The sequence below is a fragment of the Nostoc sp. LEGE 12454 genome (genome assembly GCF_056620565.1).
The window spans coordinates 185123-211671 of sequence record NZ_JBWQXL010000002.1; the positions used below are offsets into that span (position 1 = coordinate 185123).

Here is a 26549-nt window from a genome sequence, read left to right on the forward strand (position 1 = left end):
GCATTCATGGCACGCGCAAAGTTTGAAAGGAATAAACCCCACATTAATATCGGTACAGTTGGCCACGTTGACCACGGTAAAACTACCTTGACAGCAGCCATCACCCTGACATTGGCAGCTCTTGGTCAAGCTGTAGCTAAGGGCTACGACCAAATTGATAATGCCCCAGAAGAAAAGGCACGGGGTATTACCATCAATACTGCTCACGTAGAGTATGAAACCGAAAGTCGGCACTATGCTCACGTAGACTGTCCAGGACACGCTGACTATGTGAAGAACATGATCACCGGTGCTGCCCAAATGGACGGAGGTATCCTCGTAGTTGCTGCTACCGATGGCCCTATGCCCCAAACCCGCGAACACATCCTGTTGGCAAAACAGGTAGGCGTTCCCAGTCTGGTTGTCTTCTTGAACAAAGAAGATTTGATGGATGACCCAGAACTCTTGGAACTAGTAGAACTAGAACTGAGAGAACTGTTAAGCAGCTATGATTTCCCTGGCGATGATATCCCCATTATCAAAGGCTCTGGTCTGCAAGCTCTGGAAGCAATGACCAAGAATCCCAAGACCAAACGCGGTGAAAATCCCTGGGTAGACAAAATCTATGAACTGATGGATGCTGTAGATTCTTACATCCCCACTCCTGAGCGGGATGTTGATAAACCCTTCCTGATGGCTGTAGAAGACGTGTTCTCAATTACAGGTCGTGGTACTGTTGCCACCGGTCGGATTGAGCGGGGTGTAGTCAAAGTTGGCGATAACGTTGAACTAGTGGGTATCAGAGATACTCGCGCTACAACCGTAACTGGTATTGAGATGTTCAAGAAGAGTCTCGACCAAGGTATGGCTGGGGATAACGCTGGCGTACTACTCCGGGGTATCCAGAAGGCTGATATTGAACGGGGTATGGTTATCGCCAAACCTGGTTCGATTAAACCTCACAATGAATTTGAAGGTGAGGTTTATGTCTTAACAGAAAAAGAAGGTGGTCGTAAGACTCCATTTTTCGCTGGCTACCGTCCCCAGTTCTACGTGCGGACAACTGATGTAACTGGTACCATCAAAGCCTACACTTCCGATGAAGGCAAAGAAGTAGAAATGGTGATGCCTGGCGATCGCATCAAGATGACAGTAGAATTGATCAACGCGATCGCAATTGAACAAGGAATGCGCTTCGCTATCCGCGAAGGTGGTCGCACCATCGGTGCTGGTGTCGTTTCTAAAATTATCAAGTAGCACCTTTTTGCTCATAAACAAAGGAGCAGAGATGGTATTTATTTTGCCTCTCTGCTCCTTTCTCTTCCCCCTATAAATAAGGCAATAGGTTACAGGGGACAGGTAATAGTTTTCTGTAACCGATAACTTGTAACCGTTAACCTGTAAATACTCCCCCAATTACGCAGAACCTGGAAAATTAAAGATGGCAACTCTACAGCAGCAGAAGATTAGAATTCGCTTACAAGCCTTTGACAGGCGTTTATTAGATACATCTTGCGAGAAGATTGTAGACACGGCTAACCGCACCAACGCTACAGCTATAGGCCCAATTCCTTTACCAACAAAACGCCGGATCTATTGTGTGCTGCGATCGCCTCACGTAGATAAAGATTCACGGGAGCACTTTGAAACCCGTACTCATCGCCGGATTATTGACATTTACCAGCCCTCTTCTAAGACTATTGATGCCCTGATGAAATTGGATCTACCATCGGGTGTAGATATTGAAGTCAAACTTTAATTTAGTCATTAGTCATTGGTCATTTGTCCTTTACTAATGACAAAGGACAAAGGACAAAAGACAAATTACATTAGTATGAATATTTACACAGCCCTGAAGAAATATATCTCAGGGCTTTTATTTAGCTAGGAAACAAATGATAGAATGTAGATAAAGTGCGGGAAAAGCAGAGAAAAAGAAATTTTAAAGATTAAGTTTATACCAAAGTAACAATGACATCATCTTCTAAAATTGCAGTTCGCGAACTACCTCTGTTCCCGTTACCCGAAGTAGTTCTGTTTCCTACCAGGCCATTACCCCTGCACATATTTGAATTTCGCTACCGAATCATGATGAATACGATTTTGGAAAGCGATCGCAGGTTCGGTGTTTTGATGTTCGATCCAGTCAAAGGCACAATTGCAAACACTGGTTGCTGTGCCGAAATCATTCATCACCAACGGCTGCCAGACGATCGGATCAAGATGATGACTTTAGGGCAGCAAAGATTTCGTGTATTAGAGTATGTTCGTGAAAAGCCATATCGCGTTGGCTTAGTTGAATGGATTGAAGACCAACCACCGACTAAAGATTTGCGACCTTTATCAACTGAAGTAGAACAACTACTGCGAGATGTTGTGCGTCTATCAGCAAAATTAACCGAACAAAATATCGAACTCCCAGAAGATTTGCCCGATCTACCAACAGAGTTATCTTATTGGGTAGCCAGTAATCTTTATGGTGTCGCCGCAGAGCAGCAATTATTGTTAGAAATGCAAGATACTGTAACTCGTCTAGAGCGGGAAGCAGAAATTTTAACTTCTACTCGGAATCACCTGGCAGCTCGCGCTGTTCTCAAAGATACATTTAGTGAAAAGTGAGGAGTTAGGAATTAAGAGTGAGGAGTTAGGAAGAAAAAACAAAAATAAAAGCTCGATAACTTATAATTTATATTTCGTAGCTGATAACTGGTAAATCCTAAATGATACAGCACTTTGCAACTAAATGAGGTACAGAAGCAAGGATTCACAAATCAAATTATTCTTCTCCCTCCAGCAAGAACTGCCTTCTGCCTCCTGCCTCAAAACCAGTGACTTTGTACCTCATGCAAAAGAAAACTGCTGTAACTCTTAACAAATAACTTCTAACTTTTTAAGTAACGGCGGCGATCGGTAAAATATTGTAAGCGCCAAGAATTTTTAAAATCTCTGTGTGGGTAGTTAATTCTGCTAAAGCAGATTGCATTTGTGCTTCCTTGACATCTGCTTCTAAATCCATGAAAAACAAGTATTCGCCTAGCGATCGCTTCGTCGGACGAGATTCAATCCGGCTGAGGTTAATTCCTAGTTGAGCAAATATTTGCAAAGGTTTGACCAATGCTCCGGGTGTGTTGGCAGGCATACTAAAAGCCAGTGATGCATGACTAGTAGGAGCTTTTGTTGCCTGGTATCCAGCGTCCACTTCACCCTGACTTACTACCCAAAAACGAGTAAAGTTTTCTGGATAGTCGTTGATGTTACTGGCAAGTATCGGCAATTTGTAGAGTTGAGCGGCTCTACTAGAAGCGATCGCTGCCGTTGTTGTCTCTTGCTCCAATCGCTGTAGTGCTTCGGTTGTGGAATTGCTGGGAATAATCTGTACAGTCGGCAAAAACTGCTCTAACCATCCCTGACATTGTGCCAAAGCTTGGGGGTGAGAGTAAACAGTTTTAATACTATCTAAATTAGGCGCACAAGAAATTAACATGTGGGCAATGGGTAATACCAAAGCCAACTGAATTCGCAAACTGTCCAACTGCCAAAGTGTATCCAGTGTTGTAGTAACACTCCCTTCAATAGAATTTTCCACTGGCACAACAGCCAACTGCGCTTGACCATTCGCAACGGCGTGCAGTGATTGTGAAATGCTGGGATAGGGGCATAATCTAGCTTCAATTCCCCTACTTTTGCTCAACCAGTTGACATAAAAAATAGTTGCTTGTTCTGCATAAGTACCGGGAGGCCCTAAATGTGCGATCGATAAAGTCATACTTTTAGCCTTGAGTTGCGAGTTTAATGCCTAAACAAAGATTATGATATTTTGGTTTGGCAAATATATCCAACACCTGCTCTTACTAAACACTCTTATCTCTAAAATTTACGCACTAAAGGGATAGAAGGAAATATGTATCCAAGAAAACAAGTTATTAAAGTCAGTCTTCTAGCAGATAGATTTTCTAGCAGTTTTTTTGCTAAATCCCTCTGAAGATTTAAGAGCAATGATATTGGTTTATACCTAAATAAATGAGCATATTATTGATTTTGTGTCAAGAGTTAAATTCTAATCTCTATTTCTTGAACTAAAGATAGAATGAACGTACCAACTTTTTGCTAATGATGTATAGGTGATAAGCAACAATCGTTTTTATAGTCAATAAATTTTGTACTTTTTTAATAATCAGAACTAAGTTGTTAAAAAATATTAAAATTAAGAAACAGATATTTTTATTAGCTCATGGCTACCCGGTTTACTGCCTCCCAATCGGTTGAAATCGCTGTTCCAGAGCAGCCTATTCCCATTCAGCACTACTTGCGTCAGCCTCAACGCCTGGTTAAGGCTTTGGTTGACAATAGCCGGATTCAGCAGCTTTCTGAGGAAGTATTTCGCTTGAAAATGCGTCCGTTGACTTTTATGTCATTGAGTATTCAACCTACTGTAGACATGAGAGTCTGGGCAGAATCAAATGGAATAATTTATTTGCGATCGCTAAACTGTGAAATTTTAGGTTTCGAGTATATTAACCAGCGCTTTGCTCTCAATTTAAAAGGCTATTTGTCTCCCAAAGAGTTTAGCACTGGCACTCGCTTGCAAGGAAAGGCTGATTTAGAAGTGCTGGTGGATTTCCCACCGCCATTTTCCTTCACTCCTAAGCCGATTTTAGAAGCTACTGGCAATGGTTTGCTCAAAAGCGTACTGTTGTCGGTCAAGCAACGGTTATTGAATCAACTTTTGACGGATTATCGCTGCTGGGTGATATCACAAACCAAAGATAGAGGACTTGACGGTGATAGTACCGAATTACCAATCCTGAATGCCGAGTAATTTTTTAACAAACAGAATTCAGGAGTAAAGAGCCAGAATTCAGAATTTAATTCTGTAATTAGTGGAAAGCCTGTAGCTTGCTTCCCGCAGGGTATCCCAGACTAATTCATTCTGAATTCTGTATTCTTCTTCAATCACTCAACACTCAGACCTTTGATTTGGCAAGGACGAAAAGACTGACGATGTAGGGGCGAGGGCCCGTATTGTTGCAAAGCCAGCAAATGCAGCTGGCTACCATAACCCTTGTTATTTTCCAGGTTGTACATAGGGTACTTTAATGCTAGACGCATTACCAGATCGTCACGCCAAACCTTAGCGACAATACTAGCAGAGGCAATAGCGAGCGATCGCTCGTCCCCTTTAACTATTGTTTGTTGCGGCAATAGCAAATCTTTGATTGACTGATTGCCGTCAATCAAGCAGAGTGCAGGCTGTACCTTTAACTTCAGTACAGCCCGCTTCATTGCTAACAACGTCGCTTGCAAAATATTTATTTTGTCAATTTCGGCAGTAGAAGCAAACCCAATTTTCCAGTCTATAGCTAGCTTACAAATTTGCTGCGCTAGCTGAGTTCTCCGAGAACTAGACAACTTTTTACTGTCTTTAATTTTAGCTCCTATCAGTATTGGCAAAGCGCGATCTGGTAGTATCACTGCTGCTGCCACCACAGGGCCAAATAGAGCGCCTCGCCCTACTTCATCCACACCTGCAACCAACCCTGGAATCTCTGACAAGGTAGAAAACTCCAGCCAAGTGGATTGTTCCAAAGGCGTTGGCGATTTTTCTACCATAAATTAAATTAATTATCCTCGATCGCTGAGGAACGACGACGGCGGCGACGGCTGGCAGTAGCGCTGCTATTAGCTTCATTTTCATCTGCAATTTCGTTCGCGGCAGCTTTCGCAGACAAGCGTCCCGAAGGATTCGCAGTTAACTCCGATGGTGGTTCAGTTGTCTCTTCGATCAAAGATTTTTGTTCTGGCTCAATAACTTTTGGTGTCGGTATTTTGCTTGCAGTTATTTCAGGTGTTGCCTTTTGGGCAATAGTGATTATTTCAGGTGTTGCTTTTTGGACAATAGTTGATTCTGAGGTTGATTCAATTGGGGTCGTTGGCTGTTGACCAGGCTGAATCACATTAATAATCACAGACTTGGTATTTTTAACCTCTTGCTCTAACTTCACCAAGGGAGATATTCCCATCAAGGCAAATATATCCTGTTCTTGGAGGCTCATTTCTACAGTTCTAATCTCCGGTGGTTCTACCACTGGCTTAACTGGTTCTGCCTTGATAATTTTAGTGCGCTCTACTCTTTCACTCCAGCCTGGTTTACCAAGGGTGGGTGAGGGAATTTCTGGTGCAACTCCTAGTTCTGGTTCTACATCCAGGTCTAAATCTGGCTCGTTAACAAAAGTCAAGGGACTGGGAACAATCCGAGCTTCATCTTTCCCGTTTAACCCATTGACACCAATTCGACTGCGGCGAGTGCGGGTACGGCGCTTATCATTCAGTTCTTGATAACTAGGATGATTGATCAGATTTAGGTTGCTCAATTCCGAGTCGCCGTCAAATGCTTCCCCAAATCCATCGTATGTCTCTCGTGGTTCTGGGATGCGGGCAGATGGCTGACGCGGTTCTCGGTGAGGCAAGGATACAAAACGTTCGCGCTCTGGTGTCTCTGCCGGTATTGGCAATCGGTTTTCGATTTCTCCAGGCAGACGCACAGTATGTCCTAAACCGCCACAGGTGGGACAAGTTTCACCAAACAATTCATAAATATTTTGACCCTGACGTTTGCGGGTCAATTCTACTAAACCTAGTTCGGTAAGTTGGGCAATTTGGGGACGAGCTTTGTCTGCTTTGAGTGCTTTATTAAAGTGTTCGAGAACTTGCAGTTGATCGCGTCGCGATTCCATATCGATAAAATCAACGACGATCACCCCAGCGATATTTCGCAGACGCAACTGACGAGCGATTTCTGTTGCTGCTTCGCAGTTTGTCCACAAAACTGTTTCTCTAGCTGTTGCCGATCGCGTAAACGAACCTGAGTTAACATCGATTACGGTTAATGCCTCCGTCGGCTCGATGATAATGTAACCGCCAGAAGGTAGGTCTACCCTTGGCTTCAGGGCTTCTCTAATCGCAGCAGTGATGCGGAAGTACTCTAAAATTGGGGAGCGATCGCGATGATGGTCAATCAACAATCCCTGCGGTGTTTGACCGCCACTCCAATTCTGCAAGTACTGTTTGACGCGCTTCAAACCAGTACTGGAATCCACGACAATCCGATTGACATCCGCGCCGTACATATCCCGCAATACGCGCTGGATAAAGTCATCGTCTCGGTTGAGCAGTGCTGGAGCACGGGTGGAATGGGCTTCCTGCTGAATGGCCTCCCATTGCTTTTGCAGTAACTCCAAGTCTTCCATAATTGCTTCTTCGGGTTTGCCTTCTGCTTCTGTACGCACAAGCAAACCCATTCCCGCCGGTTTGACCAAAATCGCCAGCGCTCGTAAGCGGTTGCGCTCACTTTCACTTTTAATCCGTCGGGATAAATTTACGCCTCGACCATAAGGCATCAGTACTACGTAGCGTCCAGGTAAGGTGATATTACCCGTGAGCCTGGGCCCTTTCGTCCCTGTTGGCTCTTTCATTACTTGCACCAAAACTTTCTGTTGTGGTGCAAGTAGTTCTGTAATTGCCGCTGCGGTGCGCTTGAGCTTCAATGGTCCCAAGTCGGTAACATGAATAAAACCGTTGCGCTCTGGATCGCCAATATTGACGAAAGCTGCATCTATCCCAGGTAATACGTTTTCTACTACTCCTAAGTAGATATCACCTATTTGATGATGACCCGTAGCAACAACGAGTTCCTGTATTTGATCTTCAGAAAAAACCGCAGCAATTTGGTGCTGCTCCGCGATGATAATTTGTTTCGGCATTCAATTTCCTCAAAAATTGGCAGCACTTACAGGTTTGAGGTTTGTTGTATCAAGTCCGGTTAATTACTTAATAATTCAAAACTACCTGCGTCTCCGCGTTAGTTTTAATTACCAGTGTTTTTCGGTTTGATATTATACTTTCGCTGCCCTCGCAACCCTCAAAAGGCGCTACTGATAATAAAAATCGCAAATCTGAGCTTCTAAGTTAAATAGCTATTGGCGCTCTTAAGAGCGTTTCCACGGCTGATTATTCCAGAACTGCTGCATATCGTTTAAGCAATTAAATCAACCGTCCGTGGTTGATTTGTGATGCAATACTCTCAATCAAGAGAGTTCTGAGTTGAAAGTTCTAAATCCTGAGTGAGCATTTTAACTCAGGATGCTTTATTTGAGAGTAACCTACTGAATTCGTTAAGAAAAAGAAACTATTTCTATTTTCCATTCCCCGGATTTATCTTAGGGTTATACTCAGCAGCCACAGTTGCTACCCTGCCTTGAGATCGCTTTAAACTAAGACAAGCAACGCTTTGCGGGTCTCGCGAACGTCTACAAGTAGGCATAACCGACAGCAGTTGCTTTAACTCTAAAAAAGTAATGCACTAGCTCTTGGGCACTACGTGGATTAGACATTCAGCAGTTGTTTAAAAAGCATGAATTTAGAGAAGCTAACCGAGCCTGCTGTTAGTTACTGATTCACAAGGTAGCTATATAGAGAGTGTGCATTCTTTAATCTGCTTTTTGTTTGTCTAGGATAAAATCCTAGAAGTTGCACTCTAATATCTTTGCTTTCGCCCCCTGAATACCAGGGTAGTGAACCAGCTAATTCAATGCAGCGCCAGAAAATTTCTCTTCACCCTATTCTAACGCAACCTTGCTAAAAATCAATTCCTGTGAGCTGCCATCTTAGGACAACTACTAGCAAGTTGTCCTACAGGGATTATACCCCTAAAGTTAGCCGATTGCGGTGGATGTGCAGGAGTTGAAATTCTACACCAGCCACTGTCTCTAGCATAAACAGGATTTGTTCGGGACGCAACACCAAACCATCTTGGCGATAGCTACCTAGATATCGGATTACAGATGACATAGATTCTGCAACGTTATTGTGGGTTTCTAGTAATTCCAGTTCAAATAAGCGATCGCGCAGATTTATTAACTGGCTCTTGCCTGATTTAGTTATTTGCTCGTACCAAAGTTCCTCTTTTGCTTTGATTGTATCAATCCAGTTTTGCCATTGTATGGGTGTTGTTTCTGCAAGTGCTGCTACAGTAATTAAATACTCTGCGGTCTCTAGCAGTTGGGTAGCGGCACTAGCTTTTAAATCTATCTGCTCCACATTATATATAGGTATGTCTGTGGGCATTTCACGAGCCAAATTTTCTCGGAAAGTATCAACTTCCACTGGCACAGTTAACTCAAAATCTGCAATTTCACCGCTGCTAGTAGCTCCTAGAGCTAAAGCAGTTGCTAGAGAAATCCGTGGCATTGGATGAAACCCACCAGTAAAAGCAATTGGTAAGCCAGATCGCCGCACAACTCGGTCAAATAGACGGATTAAATCTAGATGGCTCATCAAAGCCATATTACCTTGTTTGCCAAACCAAACTCGCAGTCTTTGCGCCTTAGTTGTGTTGGGGACAAATTCGCCAGCAAATTTTGGGATAGCAGGTGATTCAATCACGATATTATGCCCAAAGTCAGTACCACAGACGCCACAATGAGAACAACCTTCAAAAGAGCAATCGGGTACAATTGCAGCTTCTAGAGCGCGTTGCAAGTCTTCTTGGAGCCACTTTTTGTCAATCCCGGTATCAATATGATCCCAAGGTAGGGGAATATCGAGGGAGTGCTGAGTGCTGAGTGAGGTATTCTCCTCTGCTTCTCTGCTCCTCTGCTCTTCTGCTCCTCTGCCCTTCTGCGTCTCTACGTGAAACAAATTCCATTCGCCATTTTCTACTTGGCGGTATTTCCAATCTAAATCGGCCTGGGCGATCGCAGATCCCCAAGCGCTAAAAGCTCGATCTAAATTTTCATACCAGGAATCCATACCTGCACCCAATTCCCAGGCACGGCGGACTACTTTGCTCAAATTGCGATCGCCTCGTCCCACAAAATCTTCCATTGCCGAAATGCGGACATCGGTAAAATTTACCTTCACTGCCTTTATTCGGCGGAATTCTTGCCGCAACAGGTTTTGTTTGCGCTTAAATTCAGCGGTAGAAACTGAGTGCCACTGGAATGGTGTATGGGGCTTGGGCGTAAAGTTAGAAATCGTCAGGTTAAAGTTTAGAGGTTTTCTGCCCTTGCCTCGACATTCTCGCTGTAGCCAGCTTACTATTTCAGCAATGCCCACAACGTCAGCATCCGTTTCACCTGGCAAGCCAATCATAAAATACAACTTGATTTTATCCCAGCCTTGCTCCCAAGCGGTTTTTACTCCCCGCAACAATTCTTCATTCGTCAACCCCTTATTCACGATGTCTCGCATCCGCTGAGTACCAGCTTCTGGAGCAAAAGTCAGTCCACCTTGGCGCGTACCTCCCAGGATGTTGGCAATATTCTCATCAAATCTGTCTACCCGTTGGCTTGGTAGAGTCAGAGAAATATTTTCATTTTTTAAGCGATTTTTGATTTCCATCCCCACTGCTGGTAGGGACAAATAATCAGAACAACTCAGAGATAGGAGGGAAAACTCATTGTAACCAGTTGCCCGCATACCCTGTTCAATTGCTTCTACAACCCGATCGGGTTCTACATCCCGTGCTGGTCGAGTCAGCATTCCTGGTTGACAGAAGCGACAGCCACGAGTGCAGCCACGCCGAATCTCAATGGTCAAGCGATCGTGCACCGTTTCTACATAAGGAACTAACCCAATGGAATATGCTGGTATGGGAGTTGCAACCCGTCGCAGAATTCGTTTTGGCACGTCTGGGCAACGAGGGTGAACTGAGCCATCCTCTGCCATGTCGTAAAACTGAGGCACATATACGCCTGGTATCTGTGCCAAATCCAGTAACAAATGTTCCCGACTCAATCCTGCTTGTTTGCCTTCTTCCAACACCAAACCAATTTCTGGCAGCAGTTCTTCTCCATCCCCAAGAGCGATAAAGTCGAAGAAGTCAGCATAAGGCTCAGGATTTGATGTCGCTGTTTGCCCACCAGCGAAAATCAACGGAAAGGATGACTGGGTATCGGTAGATTCCCTGCCTCCCTGCTCCTCTGCTCCTCTGCTCCCCTGCCTCTCTCGCCACGTCAAGGGAATTTCAGCCAAATCCAACATTTCGAGGATATTAGTTGCACCCAGTTCGTAACTGAGGCTAAAGCCTAAAATGTCGAATTCTGTCAGCGATCGCTTTGACTCTACCGCAAACAATGGCGTATTAGTTTCGCGTAGTTTGGCTGCTAGGTCTTTTCCTGGGAGGTAGGCGCGATCGCACAATTGACGCGGTTGGGCATTCAAGATGTTATAAAGGATGATGTGCCCTAAATTAGATGCACCGACTTCATATACTTCTGGGTAGGTTAAAACCCAACGTATTGCTGCCGTATCCCAAGGTTTGTGTACTGCTAACAGCTCGTTACCTAAGTAACGTGCTGGTTTTAAAATATCCGACGTTATTAATTTTTCAACTGCAACAACCACTGTGCTATCTTCTAGCTACCTTAATTACAGCTACCCAACCCCAACATTAGCATTGAATTAGGTCTTCTAACAGATTTTATCGTTGCAACTTACAACTCCTTTACATAAAGTCCGCTTATTGCCTGAACCTTTGTGCTTTTACATAAAGTTATGTTTGGGCCAATTCGGCTTCAGCGTCTAATATTTCAAATACCCTATCAAGTTGCGTCAGTTCAAAAATAATTCTAATTTGTGGAGCGACAGCACGAAGTTGGCAACTTCTTCCTAAAGTAAGAGCCAGCTTGTGTGTAGATAACAATGCCATCAACCCCGCGCTATCTAACGATTCTACTGCTGCAAGGTCTACTACCAAGATGGAAATACCATTTTGCGCCAACGCTGTAGTCATATCTCGTTCAAATTCCAAGGCGTTTGCAGCATTTAAACACCCTTGGGGGCGAATAACTGCAATCTTGGGATAGTTAAGCACTGCCTGCATAGTTACATCCTATTAAGAATTTTGAAGCGTCAAGCTAAGGATTATTTGAACATAAACTCTATTCTGTTGCATCGACCATACGTCTTAGCTCTCTTTGCTGAATCTTTATTGCTTTAGTATGTCTGTTTAAAGATTGTTATAATTCCAGGTTAAAATGTGTTTATATATACTTTTTTTTTATGTGACTTCAAAAACAATCAACTATAGACAGCCATAAAGCAGACAAATTATCAGTAACTATGCTGAGAAACCTTGCTTAGTCTATAACTAAAGCTAATTTAGCCAAGTCTTAACGTTAGGTTAAATCTACAACTTTAGCGTTGCTGACCGCATACGGCAAAGTCATAGTTAATTATCTATCTAACTAATTAAATTGTGATATATATCACTACTAAGTTAGTATTTGGATCGCTCTTTATACTGAGACCGATCTGAGATGATTAGTGTCATATTACAGTTGGGTTATTACTTATGAGAACTCAGTACGCTATTCGTAAATTGGTAGAAAAAGCTCTTGACATTAAAAAACTAACTCCTGAGATAGAGAATGAAATCAACTCAGAACTGACGGAACTGGGTTATATTTCTGATGTCGATTACGAAGCCTTAGAATTATTAATGGCAGAGATGGATGCTGGACGAATCCAGTTGGTTCCTAGCCTGGGATTTTAGACGCTCTCTACGTTCGCGCAACCTGTGGCAGACAGAAGTTGTGTGTAGCTTGCTTCTCAAGGATACGAGGACTCCCTAACGTAATTCGTAATTAAATTTAGCAGGGAGATACAAGGGCGATATGATAGCTAGTCTTTTTCTATGAGATTGATTATTTAAATACTTAAGGTGGCGTAAACTGTGCTAATGAACATCTACATTGTGCATTCGTAGTCAATCTTCATACAGTTCGCTAAATGCCTAAAAAAATTCCTCCCAATCTGTTTGCTGAATTTGTCCACAAGCGGAATGAACTCGTTGCTAAGGGAGTTGATATCACCAATATGGCTACTGGCGAGCCAGATAAACTGAATTCTAGTCATATCCTTCAGGTGATGCATGAGGCGATTGACGACGCTGCTAACCACAATTATCCACCTTACGAAGGGACGAAAAAATTTCTGGTGCGAAGGATGTAGCAATCGAATTTTACAGTCTTCAACGCATGAAAAAGGCTGGTATTCGCTACAGTTGAGGAAGAGACTGGGAATTAGGACATAACTCTTGGAGAGGCTGCGCCAATAACCAGCAGTGCATCGCTGGGGACTGGGAAGACAAAAGGGACAAGGAGGAAGAATTATTCAAGAAGTCTCTATATTGCCTATTCCCAATGCCTAATCCCCAATGCCCAACCCTTCTTGATATGCTTGCCAAAGTTGGTGAATAAACTGATTGAGTTGCTGCTTTGCGACTGAATCAGGTTCAGTTTTTGGTTCTTTGGCTAAAAGTTGGCTCAAGAAGGTAATTACTTCTGTGTCTAATGCTGGGCGAAATAAATTGGCAGGCCAAAGTAAGTCAGATGCATCTCGCAAATCGGTAATTAGAGGTGATTCTTCTATGAAAGTAACCATTAATAAAGGACGCACCCAGCACAACTGGCGGGAAACTACAAATTGAATGACTTCTGCATACAGATTCCTGTCGCCATACTCTAGAGACACAATTTGTCCCGGTTGAAGAAAATTAAACTCAACGAGGTTGTCACCAACCCCGTTGGTCTTCAAAACCGGACGTGAGACTTTCGCCTCATCCGGCTCCTCAATGATTTGGTGCTTGTCATGCATACCTCATTACCCATTTATCCTTAACTCTTTCGATTTTTCTGGTGGGCTTAGGCTCGGCACTATTGCAGCCGGATTTTGTGCCATAACTACCATCATTGGCAGTTTTTGTGTCGTGGCAATGTCTGTGTAGAAGTTGTAAGTTATCGTATGAATCCTTACCACCTTTCGATTTAGGGATTTTATGGTCAACTTCCCACACATCGTTTTCACGGAAAAATAAACCGCAGTGGGCGCATTTCCCTTTTTGCTTTTTCAGGAGTGTTGTCACTCTAGAAGGCATTTCTGGATGTTTACCCATTCTTGAACTCCAGTAAACCAGGTTTCCGTCGTATGGTGACGATTCGCCTTTAACTTTGACATGACGCACTATTGGAGTGGCGGCATGGTCAAACATCCGAAGTAGGGTTGATCCTGACTTCGGGGTTGCGAATACCCAGTTATAACCACCTATGGAATGCCAATATCTTTTTGACACCCATTTCCCACTCTTTTTGGGGTGGCGGCGTTTTGCCCAAGCTCTTAGCTTTTGGTACATCTAGCACAAATTTTGCCTTTTTATTGATGCTGTTAAATATTGCCTCTACTGCGTCTTGGCATGAGCGTCCAGGTCTAAACCCGTATGAGTTAGGCTCAAATCGCGCTTCCCATTCTGGCTCTAGTGCCAGTTTGACAAGTGCTTGCAAGGCTCGGTCTTTCATTGTAGGTATACCCAAAGGTCGCTTTTCTTCCGTTCCAGGCTTAGGAATCCATACGCGCCTAGTTGGGCTGACCTTTGCCCCCAGTTTTAAGTTTCCAGTCAGTTCTAGACGAAGATTCGGAGTCAGCGATTTAACGCCATCTACACCTGCCGTCTTTTTTCCTTGGTTATCCTGGGTGACTCTACGAACCGCTAAAGCTCTTGCTGACCAGGACTTCATCAGCGTCTTTTGGAGTCTGCGATATGCTTTTACATCACCACGGGCAGAGGCTTGATAAATTCTCTTTTGGAGCTTATACACATTACGCTCTAGCTTGCGCCAGTTAATTTTGTGCCATTCCACCATCAGTTGTTGAGACTGTGTATTAGACATTTGTACTCACTACTTGAGACAATATCATCCAAATCACCGTAAATCTGTCAGCATATCCTGGGCATTACCCCAGACATTTGCTTCTGATTTAATCTCTCCTACTCGTTGCATACGGTTAGCACCTACTCAGGGATTCGGAAAAACCTGAGAGCATACGAGAGGTTATCTCGTTCCGAATGACCATACTATGTACCTTTAGAGTGATGCTTTTCGCCGGGTTTATTGGAAGTGCTTGTTGGTCAACTAAATACTTACCAACTCCTTATCCTGTGCCTTTTTGGCTCCAGCGCATTAAGCCTTATTTCGCTGGTTCATGATAACGACGATTCAATCGCATCTTCAAGCTGAGGCTTTACTCATGGGTACTTTGCTTGATGCTTACCGACTTAGGCTATCAGTAGTAACACCTTTTCACCCCGCTTCAGGCTTTGATGGCTAGTCTCAAACCTGGGGGTGATGCTTTCACCGTTGCACCTACGGGGTAGGATTTGAGGGTTCTAGGATAATAACTCTCACCTACATGGTCATTCAGTTGTCAAGGTACTGTACCTTGCGGCTAATCCCCCAAAACTCCTATTAAGGGCTTTTGGTTTCTAACCAACGATTCACACATCTAGGCTCATGTCCATCTTGGGCAGGGGCAAGGATTGTTTTGCTTGCAACTTCTTTAATCTTAAAAGTGAAAATGCGCTACGTTTAAGAAAAGCTTCTGTAAGATTAGGGTAGCACTCTTACGGCAGCCATGTCTTAGACGTGTGCCTTATCAAGTGGCTACGCAAAACTAATACAACCAATCCCTGCCAGCAAAGGGTTTTCCTCGCATAGTATCTGAGCAGAAATACTATAGAATAGGTAAACAACTGTTGAGCGATCGCAAAACAGAGACTTTGTTGTAGTGAAGTAACGAGAAAAGAGCAAAGAGCCGTGTCAGTTGAAACTATTGAAAAGCCTTCCACAACCCGCAAGCTCGCGCCTCGGTATCGCGTTTTGCTCCATAACGACGACTACAATTCTATGGAGCATGTTGTACAGTCACTAATAACCACTGTACCAAGCCTTACCCAACCCCAAGCTGTGAGCATCATGATGGAAGCCCATACTAACGGGCTAGCTTTAGTCATTACTTGCGCCCTGGAACACGCTGAGTTTTATTGCGAAACATTGATAAGTCACGGTTTAAGTAGCACGATTGAACCTGATGAATAGTCATTGGTCATTGGTCACTTGTACTGAGCGTAGTCGTTGGCGCAGCCTCTCATAGAGAAATATTGGTCATTAGTCGAAGTATAGAGTATTGGCTGGTGACTTAACATTGATATGAAAGAAAATCTTGTCAGTTTAGCTGAACGCCCTGCCCCTATTAGGCTGGGTGCTTTTATTTTGACTTTATTGTTGCTATGGTTGCCATTGGCTACACCAATATACTTACTAGTACATGATTCAAATTTAGAAAGTATATTGACATTGGTATCATTATATGCAGTATTTATTTTTCTCCTGAGACTATGGGGTAAATATGTCTACCAGCAGCCCCAAATTCTGCGGCATTATGGCTTAGAATTCACGCGGCAAAACGGTGTAGATTTACTGCGTGGCTTGGCTCTAGGGATAATTAATATTCTGATACTTTTTGGAATAGAAAGTTTATTGGGTTGGTTGGTGTGGCAACAACCGAAAGTTTTTTTGTTGAAAGTTGTTTTAGAGGGTTTACTTGTTGCTTTGGGCATCGGATTTGCTGAGGAATTGTTATTCCGAGGCTGGTTGCTAGATGAATTACAACGAGATTACAGTCTGCGTGTGGCACTGTGGACAGATGCAACTGCCTTTGCTACATTGCACTTTATTAAACCCCTGGAGGCAATTATTCATACACTGCCGCAATTTCCAGCTTTAGTACTGCTGGGATTAACGCAAGTATGGGGAAAGCGTTGGCGGAGGGGACGCTTGGGTTTTCCAATTGGTCTACATGGTGGTTTAGTTTGGGGTTACTACATTATTAATGTAGGTAAATTAGTGAAATATTCCGGTCAAGTTCCTGATTGGGTAACTGGTGTGAATAATAATCCCCTGCAAGGAGTGATGGGAGTGTTGTTAATGAGTGTACTAGCTTTGGGGATACGAGGGCGAACTGAGCGATCGCGTCATATATGAAAATAAAAATACTAATACTATCAGCTTTATTACTCATTATTCCACTAAGCTCCCTTTTTGCTGGGTGTAATAATCAAGACGAAAATAAGGCAATGAATGAAAAAATATCAAGACTTGAGAAAGAAGCAGAAAAGCATCTTGTATATAAGATTCAGGAGCAACAGAGCTACTTCTCCAAACACAAAACCTTTTTTAAACCTCCTGATGAACGAGGAACTAATTCTGGTTACTTTCCACCAATTTTCGGAACACAAATTTGTTATGGTTACTATACTGAGATAAATGCTGACGTTCTCTCTAAGACAACTATTGATGCTGTTTATAGCTATGCCGTTCAAGACTATTGTAATGGAAAGTGGGGCTTTGAGCTTAAGTCCTATGTTGGAGCAGTCTTTGCTGTTCCCATTACTGGAGATAAACAACTTAAAACGCTAAGTATTGTTTGTAAAAGCGTTGAAAGTTTTGCCCCACCCTCTCGACCAGAATACATAAACGGTGTAGTAAAATGCCCCAATAAGACAACGAAAGTATATTAACGATTTTACTGCTCATAAATTCCAAATACGAATGTCACCAAATGGTATTAACACTAGATAGTTGAATTTTGCTATCTCGACTAATCACTGGTACTCCCAGATATAAGGCTGTAGCAGCAATAATGCGATCGGGTAAATCTGGTACTTGTGAGCGATTCACTAAGCGCAAAGTTTCAGCTATGTGCCTATTAAAAGGAACTTCAAGCAGTACAGCATCACTTGTGTCAACAGATGCAAGCAGGCGTTCAAGTGTTAGTGGAGAAATACGCCCTTTCTCACTCAAGTAGACAATTTCGGCTAGGGTAATGGAGGAGAAAGCAACTTGATCTCCAGAAGATGCTATTTGGGCTATAGTATTTTGGGCAGTTGTTGATAATCGTGAATCGCCAAAAATATACCAAATGACTGCATGAGTGTCAGCTACAGCACGCAGCATCAAATATCCTCCCGTGGAAAGTTAGCCCATTCTTCACTACGGGCTACATCAATTTCCTCTGTGGAAGGTGCGTTTCCTAAATCAGCACATAGTCCCCACAAGGATTGGCGGGGAAAGTTAGAGAGTTTATCTGTTAACTCGCGTTCTATATCAGGAGCAATTTGCTGGATCAAACGTACTTTGTCCACAGTTGAAAGCTGCTTTGCTAGTTTGATAACTTCTTGTAGGCTCACAAATTTTCACCTGTTTCATCTGCCAAAATTTTAACAATAGCCAAAGATACTCGGCTTTTTGGTGCAATCTTTACGCAAGAGTCTCAACCACAGTACCCACCACACAAGCTTTATTCAAATTAATGCCGCTCAAATTTGCACCTTCTAACTCTGCACAAAGCAAATTCGCTCCCGTCAAATTCGCCCCTGCCAAATTTGCTCCCCGCAAGTCAGCTTCTTCAAGGTTTGCTTCACTCAATAAAGCACCTTGCAAATCGGCGCGACTCAAATCTGCACCTTTGAGATTTGCCCCAGTCAGGTTTGCACCGCGCAAGTCAGCACCGCGCAAATCAACGCCTTGCAAATTCACATTCATCAAATTGGCACCGCTCAAGAAAGCACCCACCAATGACACATCACTGAGTCTTGCTCCCATCAAGTTAGCACCACGCAAATTGCTACCCCGCAAGTCAGCGCCTGTTAAATCTGCTTGCATCAGGTTTGCTCCCATCAAATTCGCCCGTAAGTCAGTTTCTTGGAGGTTGGCTCCCATCAAATTTGCCCCCTCCAAATGTCCGCCTTCGAGCTTAGAACCAGCAAAATTAGTGCCGACAAGGGTAGCGCCAGCAAGATTAATCCGGCTTAAATCCAGTCGGGAGAGTTCCTCGTCTTCTAAATTTGCCCCTGGAAGTTGTTTGAGTTTTCCTAATCTAATGGCTTCAATATTCATGTAAAGTAACTACCAATCTCTTCACTGATCTTGCTGTGGCTATCCCATTGGGAATCAAGTATCCAGATGCCGGCGCTGAATTTGGGTGTCATCATGGGTAAGTCGAGTCCCTGTTGTAAACCCATAACTAATAAAGCTAGGGTATCTACAAGTTTAGGGTCAAAGCGCGTAGATTGTTGCTGTCTGCACTCATCTAAAGCTTGAGTAAATATCTGTTCCCGGCTTTGATTTGACGATTTTCGCTGATTGAGTCGCCACTGAAAATCTGCTAATAATGCCAAAATTCTCGACTCTAGGGGAATTTCATCTCCAGCTAAACCTGCTGGTTCCCCTGTGCCATTCCACCACTCACTTTGGTGAGTGATAATTTGGGCAACTGCTCGCAGTCGTGGCATGGTTCGCAATACTTGCGCCCCTGGTACTAGGGGACAAGTTAAGGGACAACTGGGAGCATCTTCTTGGTAGCGTGTGGAGATACTGTCTGTGAGAACGCTTTCTGCTTTCTGTAATGGATCTATGCGATGTAACAAAGCCGCTAGCCGCAACCTCTTAATCTGCCATGCGGGAAGATCCAAAAGCTGGGCGATCGCTTCAGCAAGAACTACTATTTCCGCAGCGGCCATTGGATTGTTGACATCTGCCATATCCATCAGTTGCGCCATTCGCAAAAAGGCTTGGATTTCGTTAGAAACCAAGTTGCGATCTAGGGTTTGTTTCTGAAGGGCTGTGGGGATGGATAAATTATCTTGTCCAGTCTGGAGATAATCTACTACACGGGAGACAACTGCACCTAAATTTTGGGATCTGTCCATTGACGGTACAATTTGTTGTTTATCGCCTGTGAGTTTTTCTGCCAGTTCTGGGTTGTATTTTTTGATGTGAGCGATCGCTATTTCTGCTGTTTCTCGCACTAACTCTGGCTCAAATGTCCACAAGCCATAAAATTTGCGCTCTAAATCTGATGTCGGTACTCCAGCACTGCCATAATCAGCGTCTGATAATTCTTGACAAATTACCATTGCTGTGTATTTAGGCGATAAAATAATTAAGTGCCACTCCTGTGCGACTGGATCGCCTGCATCTAATCCTACTAAGTCTACATTGGGTAGCTGGCTGGTAGGATGTTCAGCAAAGCCAGATTCAGCGGCAGCCATAATGGCAATTTGGCAACTACATTGGGCGATGTCTGCATATCGCCCGGCTTCTTGTAGATACCATTTACCTTGTTGGAAGGCTGCGATGACTAAGGGCGTACCGTCATCGGTTAAGATATGGTCTTCTAAAGCGTGGCACAGGGCAACTAAGGTATTTTTGTAGTAAACACCGAATCGAATTGGCCTGGTGGTATGGCGATGAGCTGCTTCCAGCTGTTGTAGGATTGAACCTTCTAACATGGGATTTGGTAAAAATAACCGCAGAGGCACTGAGGAAGATAAAGGGAGAAATTCAGAATTCTGAATTTCTTCACATTTTAGTGTTTTCTAGGATACACCTGCTAACTGTTTTTCTTTCGTCTCTAATGGTGCTGTCAGTGCTGCTTCTAAGTCAGCACAACCCAGCTTTTCTTCTAAGATTTTCATGACTTCGCGCCCGAAGTCGTTGGGGTTTTGTTGCCAAGCTTGCAAGCAGACTTCGCCGAAGAATGAACCAAGGGGTTCAGGATTCCAGAGAAGTTTTTTGGCTGTCCACGGCATCAAGCTCATTGGATCGTACCCTGGTTTGAGGATGCCTTCTTTGAAAGCGTATTCTTCTAAATGGGTATGGGGTTGTAGTCCAATAAAGAAGATAGCAGGTTCGACTTTATCTGCACCAAAAATCCGTTCTAGTTCGCGGTGGTAAGCGATGGTTTGGCGGATGGTTTCGGGACGTTCGTCAATGACGTTAAAGGAGTAATTGACGGAAACTAAGTCGTTGAAACCAGCGGCTTTTAAGTCACGGCAGTTTTGCAACACGGTTCGCAAGTTATACCCCATCCGCATTTTCCGTACAAGTTCTTGAGAACCACTGGTAATCCCGATTTCAAAGTAGTTCATCCCGGTTTTCGCCATCAACTCACACAATTCGGGTGTCAAATTGTCGGCTCTGATATATGCTGCCCAGTGAATATCTGTCATACCAGAATCGACGATTTTTTGCAATAATTCTACAGCATCGGCGATAAATTTTTTCGCAGGGATGAATTGGGCATCAGTAAACCAGAAGTTGCGAATGCCGCGATCGTATAATTGGCGCATCTCCGCAACGACTTCATCTGCTGGGTTGATGCGTACTTGTTTGCCTTCGACGACGGTATAGACGCAATAACAACAGTTGTGAGGACAACCACGTTTAGTTTGTACACCTATATAAAAGTCTTGCTCTTGCAGGTAAAAGTTAAATTCCGGCCAGATGCTTTCGATATAGTCGTAGTTACAAGCTGTTTTTTCTATTGGGGTGGGTTGTTCGTGAATTAGCCGTTGACGTGGTTGAGTTTCTCCAGCAACATAACAGCGTTCATCTCGAAAATCTTTGCCACTTAAAAGTTTTTCCAGCAAGGTTTCGCCTTCACCCACAGAAATAATTGTCCCTTGGGGTAAGCTTTTACCTAATTGCTCGTAAAATACGCTGACTGCACCACCACCGACAACTACACGAGCATCAGAATTATATTTTTGGGCACGTTTCAAACCACGTTTGATTAAACCCTGATTTTGCCATAACTCTAGATAGTAAGCGGTGAAGATTCGCAAACCGCCCAATCCGCCACGTAGTTTCAATAAAGGATTCTTCGCGTAGTAAAATTCAAAGGCATTTTGCAGTGGATTACCACCACGTCCGCCAACTGGGGCATAAATTTGAATATCCCGCCAAGAAAATACTAGTAGTGTCGGTTTAAATTCATCAATACAGCGATCCAGGGCTGAACTGTAATCTAAAGGTGGCACTGTTCCCAAATCAAAGATGCGCTGTTCAATATTAGGAAACTGCTTGTGGACATGATCGCTCAGGTAGACAACCCCAATAGGAAAGATGGGGTTACAAGGAAGGCGAACGTAAAGAATTCGATTTTCCATCATCTGTGTTTTAACTTCCATCTTGCCAATCTGTGGAGAAAGCGAGAGAAACATCCAGTCTTTAAGTGTGTGCTTGTTTTATTTGGTTTTATTTATCACAATCGCGCTTGACATTTCAGCCGATTATTGGTAGTTCCGAAGCTGCCGTTAGCAACTGCGGAAAACGTTAAAATTTCTATGCATAAAACATACATAGAATCTATAGATAGCTTTATGAAGACATTTTTTCATATAGCTTTACCATAACATCGAGTTTATTCATTAAGCGATGATCCCAGCCGATTAATCCTGGGATAGATGAAGCAGCAAAACTCACTTCCTCGCTATGCTAAAAGTAAGGGGATCGTTGTTATGTCAATTCCCTAACAATCTGCTTTAAGAGAATTGAAGCTTTTATACCAGTAATAAATATCAAAAACTTTTATTTATAGTGTATAATTCCGAAAAAGGTGTGAATAATTACAAAATTTTCACAACTGAAAATATATCTTTAGACATAAATAATCTACAAAGACTCAGTTGGTATTCGCAGTTACAACAACTGGGGATCAGTGAGTGCTAGGCTTGGCTAGTGTAATGTAAAATTGTGGCGTAAAGCTCCTCAGCAGTTATGGCTCAAATATTAGATCCTCTACCACCTGAGCAATCGGGAAAAATTCTCTGCTGCTACATTAATGCCACGAGCAAAATACAGGTAGCTCGCATCTCCAATATTCCCAACTGGTATTTTGAAAGGGTTGTTTTCCCTGGACAACGTTTAGTTTTTGAAGCTCCGCTAAAAGGTCAAGTGGAGATTCATACAGGGATGATGGCTAGTGCAATTTTATCCGATAAGATTCCGTGCGATCGCCTGATGCTCGAAGAACCCAGTACTAATGAGTTTGATACAGACTCATCAGATGAAAAAGACCCTTTTAATACCAAATTAATGGTGCAGCAAATTAATACAAAAATCGGAGATACTACAAAACCCTTGCAAATTCTTGGTTTAGCATCGGTTGATTAAAAAAAACAATTTTATCTAAATTTAAGGGTTGCTAATTCAGCAGCCCTTTTTGTTTATTATTTATTGGTCATTTGTCATTGGTCATTAATTATCCTTCCCTGCTCTCCTGCTCCCCTGCCCCCACTCTCATTTACAATCAATCTTATGAATCTGCCTTCATTTCTTTGGTTGTGGAAAATAGCCGCCTGGTCGATGGGGTTGTCCCTGCTGGCATATCTAATGTTAGCAATCACCGGCGTTTGGATGTTTCGGGCGAGAACTTCGCAACAATTTCCTTTTATTACGCCATTTATGGGCGGTAATAAAGGGGTGCGATCGCTCCACTATACAATGGGCATCAGCATGGTAAGTTTAGTCTTATTACTGCTAGCGATCGGTATTGTTGGCACTTTAGGGCACTTTGGTTCTTTAGGTCACTCGTCACACCTAATCGCTGGATTGATAGTGGTAGCACTAGTTTTACTATCTGCTTTCAGTGCTACACAAATTAGTGCCAGACGACCTTGGGCTAGACCCTTACACATCGGCGTAAATATTATTTTGTTTATAGGATTTGCCTGGGTATCCCTTACTGGTTGGATTGTAGTGCAGAAGTATTTACCGTGAACTACCACACACCAACCACCAGGAACATAGACCTACCCTACAATGAAGAAAAGCATTGTAATTGAGCCGTGACAGCAAACTCAGCCAATATCTCAACTTCTGTTTTTCGTCTGTCTCCTTTGATTCGGATAACGTTGCTGAGTCTATACATAGCACTCACAGTCCCATTACCCTTTTTATCGCAGGTAACAGCTGCACCCGTACCTCCAGAATTATTGTGGATAGGGATTGGCATCGGTTTTATTGCCTTGTACGCGGTATTAACTGAACAAGTAATGGTAGATGACGAGGGAATTCAGGTTACTTACCCCGTTTGGGTACCTCGCTTTTTTCGTAAAGGCTGGTCTTTACCTTGGTCACAAGTCAAAGAGTTAAAACCCCGCACCACTGGTCAAGGAGGGCTAGTTTATTACTTCCTCAGCCAGGATGGGAAAGCTTATTTACTACCGATGCGTGTAGCTGGATTTGCCCGTTTCGTGCAAATTGTCCAAGCAAAGACGAGCATTGACACCACAGATGTTCGCCCTTTAGCACAGCCCTGGATGTACCTGATTTTACTAGTATTCACACTGCTGCTACTATTAGTCGATGGCTGGGCGATCGCTACAGCCTTAACTACTACACAATTAACTTAGGTTATTTCTCTGCAATCCCCAGTCCCGTTGAATACAGCAAAAGCCATACTCAGGCTAGAGCAAGTTAATCTGTTTACAAAGCTGAAAACCCAACTTCCCGGCAATCAGCAAGGGTATCCCATATTGCGAGATATTGACTTGGAAGTATTTCAGGGCGATCGCATTGCCATTGTAGGGCCAGTAGGTGCTGGGAAAACTTCGTTATTACACCTCATCAACCGCCTAATTGAACCCACGAGTGGTAAACTCTATCTAGAAAATCAAGAATATCGCCAAATTCCCGTCATCCAGCTACGGCAGATGCTTGTACTTGTATTGCAAGAGTCAAAACTGTTGGGGATGACAGTTGGACAAGCCTTGGCTTATCCTTTAGTTTTGCGTGGTTTGTCCAAACAGACAATTCAGCAACGAGTCAATCATTGGACAGACCAACTGCACATTCCCAGTGAATGGTTAGGGCGAACAGAGGTGCAACTTTCTGCGGGACAACGACAACTAGTAGCGATCGCTCGTGCCTTAGTTATCCAGCCTAAAATATTACTATTAGATGAGCCAACCTCTGCCCTTGATTCTGGTACAGCTTCTCATGTAATGCAAGTCTTAATCCAGTTGAGCCAAACTCATCAAACCACGATTTTGATGGTAAATCACCAACTGGAAATAGCCCAGATGTTTTGCACTCGATTATTACACCTGCAACAAGGTCATTTATTCGCAAATCAAAAAGTCTCAGAGATAGACTGGGTTGAATTGCGAAAAAGCTTGATTCAAGCAGCAACTCAAGACGATTTTGGATTTTAAATTTTGGATGAGACAGGAATAGGGAATCGTTTTTTTACTCTTATACTTGACTACTAGTAAGTGTTGAACGTTGATTATTAAATCTCTCTCTAGCTAGCTTTGTTGTCTGTGACTGTGAAATATTGGTATTCAAAATTTCCATGTTAAAACGGTATCCAACATTGCGGATAGTTTGAATCAAATTGGGTTGCCGGGGATCGAGTTCAACCTTTTTCCGCAGCGATAAAACGTGAGTATCAATGGTACGAGGGTTATCGATAGCGTCAGGCCAAGCACGACGCAGCAATTCCGATCTACTTAGAGGTACTCCTCCAGCTTGTGCTAAAACGTACAGTAAACTAAACTCCTGGGGTGTTAAGTCAATAAACTCCCCTTGGAAGCGGACACGACGCTGAACTAAATCGATTTGCAAAGTGCCATAATCCAAATAAGCTGGTGCAGTAGGTGTACGCTTCCGACGAATCAGTGCCTCTACGCGTGCCAAAAACTCTTGCATCCCAAAAGGTTTGCTCAAGTAATCATCTGCACCTGCCTTTAAACCTGCGACTATATCAGCTTCACTATTACGGGCAGATAGCATTAAGATTAGAGGCTGTTGCTGACGATGCAACCAACGACAAAACTCAATGCCATCACCATCAGGCAGGTCTGCATCTAAAACTACCAGTGTTGGTTGATGGCTTAAAAATACTTCCCTTGCTTGATAAATACTGGCAGCTTGATGCACGCGGTATTCCAGTTGTTGCAAGTGCCAACCCAACAACGACCTCAAATGGGGATTCCCCTCAATGATTTCTATACAAACCGAACCCACGGTGGCAAGACCCCTTAGCGTCGATGACTTTCAAAGTAACAAGCCCATCTCTAAGGTTTTGTAGCCTTTGTTACTTCAACTGCGATTAACTTTACATTTCCTAATAAAATAAGTGGCAATATCTTTAATTTATGCCTTGCCAATAGGCGATTAGAAATATTATTAAATTTTTATTAAATTTCTCTAAAGTGTTGTTAGACTTTATGAAAAGTTCTTTTAACTTAATATTTTGCTTTTAGATGGGTGTAATGTGGCAAATATCTATAACCCAACCAGCTAACAACAATAACAGCTTTTCAACCTGATTCAAGCTTATGGTACTTATGGTAAAAGTGAATTTTTTCGCAAAAATTTAGTGATCCCATCCAGGAATATAACATCAATACAATTGGGCTGTGATTGTGAAAATCAAAAAAATAATTCAGCAGCTAACTAGAATCGATGTTTTCTGGAATAGGATTAAAGTAGCTTGTAGCTGCTATAAGGGTAATACCCAAAGTAGATGTGTTGACTTTGAGTTTATGCGAAAGTGAAATTACAGTTCACTTTTTAGCGTGAATCATTTACAATTCTCATTCCAAAGAGATTAATACAGCAGTTATGCTCCAAGACACACAAACCATCCGCTATTACCAAAGACTCACCGATGCCTTCATCGAGCTATGGAATCGCGGTTATCGCACGGATGATATGCGGATGTATTTGGATGGATATCTAGCCGCACTGCGACATAGCAACGTCATTGAACCTTTTCTGATTCATCGCCTAGAAGAGGAAGCCAGCCGCTTCTTGTACGATGGTTCAAACTTTGCAGTGCCGCAACCACAGCCACAGCCAGATTACTACTAATTACCATTTGCCTGG

Annotated in this window: 28 protein-coding genes; 14 read left to right on the forward strand and 14 right to left on the reverse strand. The window is 43.1% G+C overall.

Going from position 1 to position 26549, the window contains the following annotated elements:
- The first annotated feature begins 6 nt into the window (after nt 1-6).
- The 3 genes from tuf to AC1F2U_RS02965 all read left to right on the forward strand — a co-directional run bounded on the left by tuf (nt 7) and on the right by AC1F2U_RS02965 (nt 2598).
- Nucleotides 7-1236, forward strand: coding sequence for an elongation factor Tu (gene tuf / locus AC1F2U_RS02955; protein WP_118168986.1), 1230 nt, complete (start codon nt 7-9; stop codon nt 1234-1236).
- Between the two features lie 184 nt (nt 1237-1420).
- Complete coding sequence (gene rpsJ / locus AC1F2U_RS02960; RefSeq protein ID WP_008232935.1) at nt 1421-1738, forward strand: 30S ribosomal protein S10; 318 nt, start codon at nt 1421-1423, stop codon at nt 1736-1738.
- 212 nt (nt 1739-1950) lie between these two features.
- Nucleotides 1951-2598 (forward strand): LON peptidase substrate-binding domain-containing protein, encoded by a 648-nt coding sequence (locus AC1F2U_RS02965; RefSeq protein ID WP_094349488.1) that lies wholly within the window; start codon nt 1951-1953, stop codon nt 2596-2598.
- Between the two features lie 271 nt (nt 2599-2869).
- Here the strand turns inward: AC1F2U_RS02965 and pheA are convergent, their stop codons facing one another.
- Entirely contained in the window at nt 2870-3745 is an 876-nt protein-coding gene (gene pheA / locus AC1F2U_RS02970; protein WP_480259767.1) for a prephenate dehydratase, read from the reverse strand.
- 465 nt (nt 3746-4210) lie between these two features.
- Here pheA and AC1F2U_RS02975 point away from each other — a divergent pair, with 465 nt between their 5' ends.
- Nucleotides 4211-4798: a DUF1997 domain-containing protein gene (locus tag AC1F2U_RS02975; protein WP_480259768.1), complete on the forward strand. Its 588-nt coding sequence runs from the start codon at nt 4211-4213 to the stop codon at nt 4796-4798.
- 134 nt (nt 4799-4932) lie between these two features.
- Here AC1F2U_RS02975 and AC1F2U_RS02980 read toward each other — a convergent pair whose 3' ends face one another.
- The 4 genes from AC1F2U_RS02980 to AC1F2U_RS02995 all read right to left on the reverse strand — a co-directional run bounded on the left by AC1F2U_RS02980 (nt 4933) and on the right by AC1F2U_RS02995 (nt 11860).
- Complete coding sequence (locus AC1F2U_RS02980) at nt 4933-5589, reverse strand: ribonuclease HII (protein ID WP_480259769.1); 657 nt, start codon at nt 5587-5589, stop codon at nt 4933-4935.
- An 8-nt stretch (nt 5590-5597) separates the two neighbouring features.
- Nucleotides 5598-7739, reverse strand: coding sequence for a ribonuclease E (rne, locus tag AC1F2U_RS02985; RefSeq protein WP_480259770.1), 2142 nt, complete (start codon nt 7737-7739; stop codon nt 5598-5600).
- 937 nt (nt 7740-8676) lie between these two features.
- Nucleotides 8677-11382 carry a TIGR03960 family B12-binding radical SAM protein gene (locus AC1F2U_RS02990; RefSeq protein WP_480259771.1) on the reverse strand — a complete coding sequence of 902 codons (2706 nt, stop codon included), beginning with the start codon at nt 11380-11382 and terminating at the stop codon, nt 8677-8679.
- Between the two features lie 148 nt (nt 11383-11530).
- Nucleotides 11531-11860 (reverse strand): STAS domain-containing protein, encoded by a 330-nt coding sequence (locus AC1F2U_RS02995; protein ID WP_480259772.1) that lies wholly within the window; start codon nt 11858-11860, stop codon nt 11531-11533.
- Nucleotides 11861-12331: 471 nt separating this feature from the next.
- On the opposite strand from AC1F2U_RS02995, the gene AC1F2U_RS03000 reads away from it, so the two are divergent.
- The gene (locus AC1F2U_RS03000) at nt 12332-12532 is read left to right on the forward strand and encodes a hypothetical protein (protein ID WP_094349495.1); all 201 of its coding nucleotides are present in this window, start codon (nt 12332-12334) and stop codon (nt 12530-12532) included.
- A gap of 236 nt (nt 12533-12768) precedes the next feature.
- Nucleotides 12769-12990 carry a hypothetical protein gene (locus tag AC1F2U_RS03005; RefSeq protein ID WP_480259773.1) on the forward strand — a complete coding sequence of 74 codons (222 nt, stop codon included), beginning with the start codon at nt 12769-12771 and terminating at the stop codon, nt 12988-12990.
- Between the two features lie 195 nt (nt 12991-13185).
- Here AC1F2U_RS03005 and AC1F2U_RS03010 read toward each other — a convergent pair whose 3' ends face one another.
- Genes AC1F2U_RS03010 through AC1F2U_RS03020 form a run of 3 tightly spaced genes read right to left on the reverse strand, consistent with a single transcriptional unit; the run spans nt 13186 to nt 14705 of the window.
- A complete protein-coding gene (locus tag AC1F2U_RS03010; protein ID WP_480259962.1) occupies nt 13186-13575 on the reverse strand; it encodes a hypothetical protein in 390 nt (129 codons plus the stop codon).
- Nucleotides 13576-13627: 52 nt separating this feature from the next.
- The gene (locus AC1F2U_RS03015; protein WP_480259774.1) at nt 13628-14029 is read right to left on the reverse strand and encodes an HNH endonuclease; all 402 of its coding nucleotides are present in this window, start codon (nt 14027-14029) and stop codon (nt 13628-13630) included.
- Between the two features lie 43 nt (nt 14030-14072).
- A complete protein-coding gene (locus AC1F2U_RS03020; RefSeq protein ID WP_480259775.1) occupies nt 14073-14705 on the reverse strand; it encodes a reverse transcriptase N-terminal domain-containing protein in 633 nt (210 codons plus the stop codon).
- A gap of 924 nt (nt 14706-15629) precedes the next feature.
- On the opposite strand from AC1F2U_RS03020, the gene clpS reads away from it, so the two are divergent.
- From clpS to AC1F2U_RS03035, 3 genes are all read left to right on the forward strand, one after another.
- The gene (gene clpS / locus AC1F2U_RS03025; protein WP_334779447.1) at nt 15630-15911 is read left to right on the forward strand and encodes an ATP-dependent Clp protease adapter ClpS; all 282 of its coding nucleotides are present in this window, start codon (nt 15630-15632) and stop codon (nt 15909-15911) included.
- A 111-nt stretch (nt 15912-16022) separates the two neighbouring features.
- Nucleotides 16023-16856, forward strand: coding sequence for a CPBP family intramembrane glutamic endopeptidase (locus AC1F2U_RS03030; protein ID WP_480259776.1), 834 nt, complete (start codon nt 16023-16025; stop codon nt 16854-16856).
- The gene (locus tag AC1F2U_RS03035; protein WP_480259777.1) at nt 16853-17392 is read left to right on the forward strand and encodes a hypothetical protein; all 540 of its coding nucleotides are present in this window, start codon (nt 16853-16855) and stop codon (nt 17390-17392) included. Before AC1F2U_RS03030 ends, AC1F2U_RS03035 begins: the two co-directional genes overlap by 4 nt.
- Before the next feature lie 34 nt (nt 17393-17426).
- On the opposite strand, the gene AC1F2U_RS03040 is transcribed toward AC1F2U_RS03035, so the two are convergent.
- The 5 genes from AC1F2U_RS03040 to AC1F2U_RS03060 all read right to left on the reverse strand — a co-directional run bounded on the left by AC1F2U_RS03040 (nt 17427) and on the right by AC1F2U_RS03060 (nt 21844).
- The gene (locus tag AC1F2U_RS03040; RefSeq protein WP_334899343.1) at nt 17427-17828 is read right to left on the reverse strand and encodes a type II toxin-antitoxin system VapC family toxin; all 402 of its coding nucleotides are present in this window, start codon (nt 17826-17828) and stop codon (nt 17427-17429) included.
- Nucleotides 17828-18061, reverse strand: a complete 234-nt coding sequence (locus AC1F2U_RS03045) for a hypothetical protein (RefSeq protein ID WP_334899341.1) — start codon at nt 18059-18061, stop codon at nt 17828-17830. Before AC1F2U_RS03045 ends, AC1F2U_RS03040 begins: the two co-directional genes overlap by 1 nt.
- 70 nt (nt 18062-18131) lie before the next feature.
- Complete coding sequence (locus tag AC1F2U_RS03050) at nt 18132-18770, reverse strand: pentapeptide repeat-containing protein (protein WP_480259778.1); 639 nt, start codon at nt 18768-18770, stop codon at nt 18132-18134.
- Complete coding sequence (locus tag AC1F2U_RS03055; RefSeq protein WP_480259779.1) at nt 18767-20164, reverse strand: DICT sensory domain-containing protein; 1398 nt, start codon at nt 20162-20164, stop codon at nt 18767-18769. The genes AC1F2U_RS03050 and AC1F2U_RS03055 overlap by 4 nt, the downstream gene beginning before the upstream one ends.
- Nucleotides 20165-20251: 87 nt before the next feature.
- The gene (locus tag AC1F2U_RS03060; RefSeq protein ID WP_480259780.1) at nt 20252-21844 is read right to left on the reverse strand and encodes a photosystem II high light acclimation radical SAM protein; all 1593 of its coding nucleotides are present in this window, start codon (nt 21842-21844) and stop codon (nt 20252-20254) included.
- Between the two features lie 589 nt (nt 21845-22433).
- Here AC1F2U_RS03060 and AC1F2U_RS03065 point away from each other — a divergent pair.
- The 4 genes from AC1F2U_RS03065 (at nt 22434) to AC1F2U_RS03080 (ending at nt 24871) form a co-directional block, all read left to right on the forward strand.
- Complete coding sequence (locus AC1F2U_RS03065) at nt 22434-22829, forward strand: DUF1830 domain-containing protein (protein ID WP_322663524.1); 396 nt, start codon at nt 22434-22436, stop codon at nt 22827-22829.
- 144 nt (nt 22830-22973) lie between these two features.
- Entirely contained in the window at nt 22974-23435 is a 462-nt protein-coding gene (locus AC1F2U_RS03070; protein WP_334899333.1) for a DUF4079 domain-containing protein, read from the forward strand.
- 68 nt (nt 23436-23503) lie between these two features.
- On the forward strand, nt 23504-24070 hold the full coding sequence (locus AC1F2U_RS03075) for a hypothetical protein (RefSeq protein WP_480259781.1): 567 nt from the start codon (nt 23504-23506) through the stop codon (nt 24068-24070).
- Between the two features lie 27 nt (nt 24071-24097).
- Entirely contained in the window at nt 24098-24871 is a 774-nt protein-coding gene (locus AC1F2U_RS03080) for an ABC transporter ATP-binding protein (RefSeq protein WP_480259782.1), read from the forward strand.
- A 40-nt stretch (nt 24872-24911) separates the two neighbouring features.
- Here AC1F2U_RS03080 and AC1F2U_RS03085 read toward each other — a convergent pair whose 3' ends face one another.
- A complete protein-coding gene (locus tag AC1F2U_RS03085) occupies nt 24912-25685 on the reverse strand; it encodes a response regulator transcription factor (RefSeq protein ID WP_094349507.1) in 774 nt (257 codons plus the stop codon).
- 600 nt (nt 25686-26285) lie between these two features.
- On the opposite strand from AC1F2U_RS03085, the gene AC1F2U_RS03090 reads away from it, so the two are divergent.
- Nucleotides 26286-26534, forward strand: a complete 249-nt coding sequence (locus AC1F2U_RS03090) for a DUF6761 family protein (protein ID WP_099102685.1) — start codon at nt 26286-26288, stop codon at nt 26532-26534.
- Nucleotides 26535-26549: the final 15 nt, after the last annotated feature.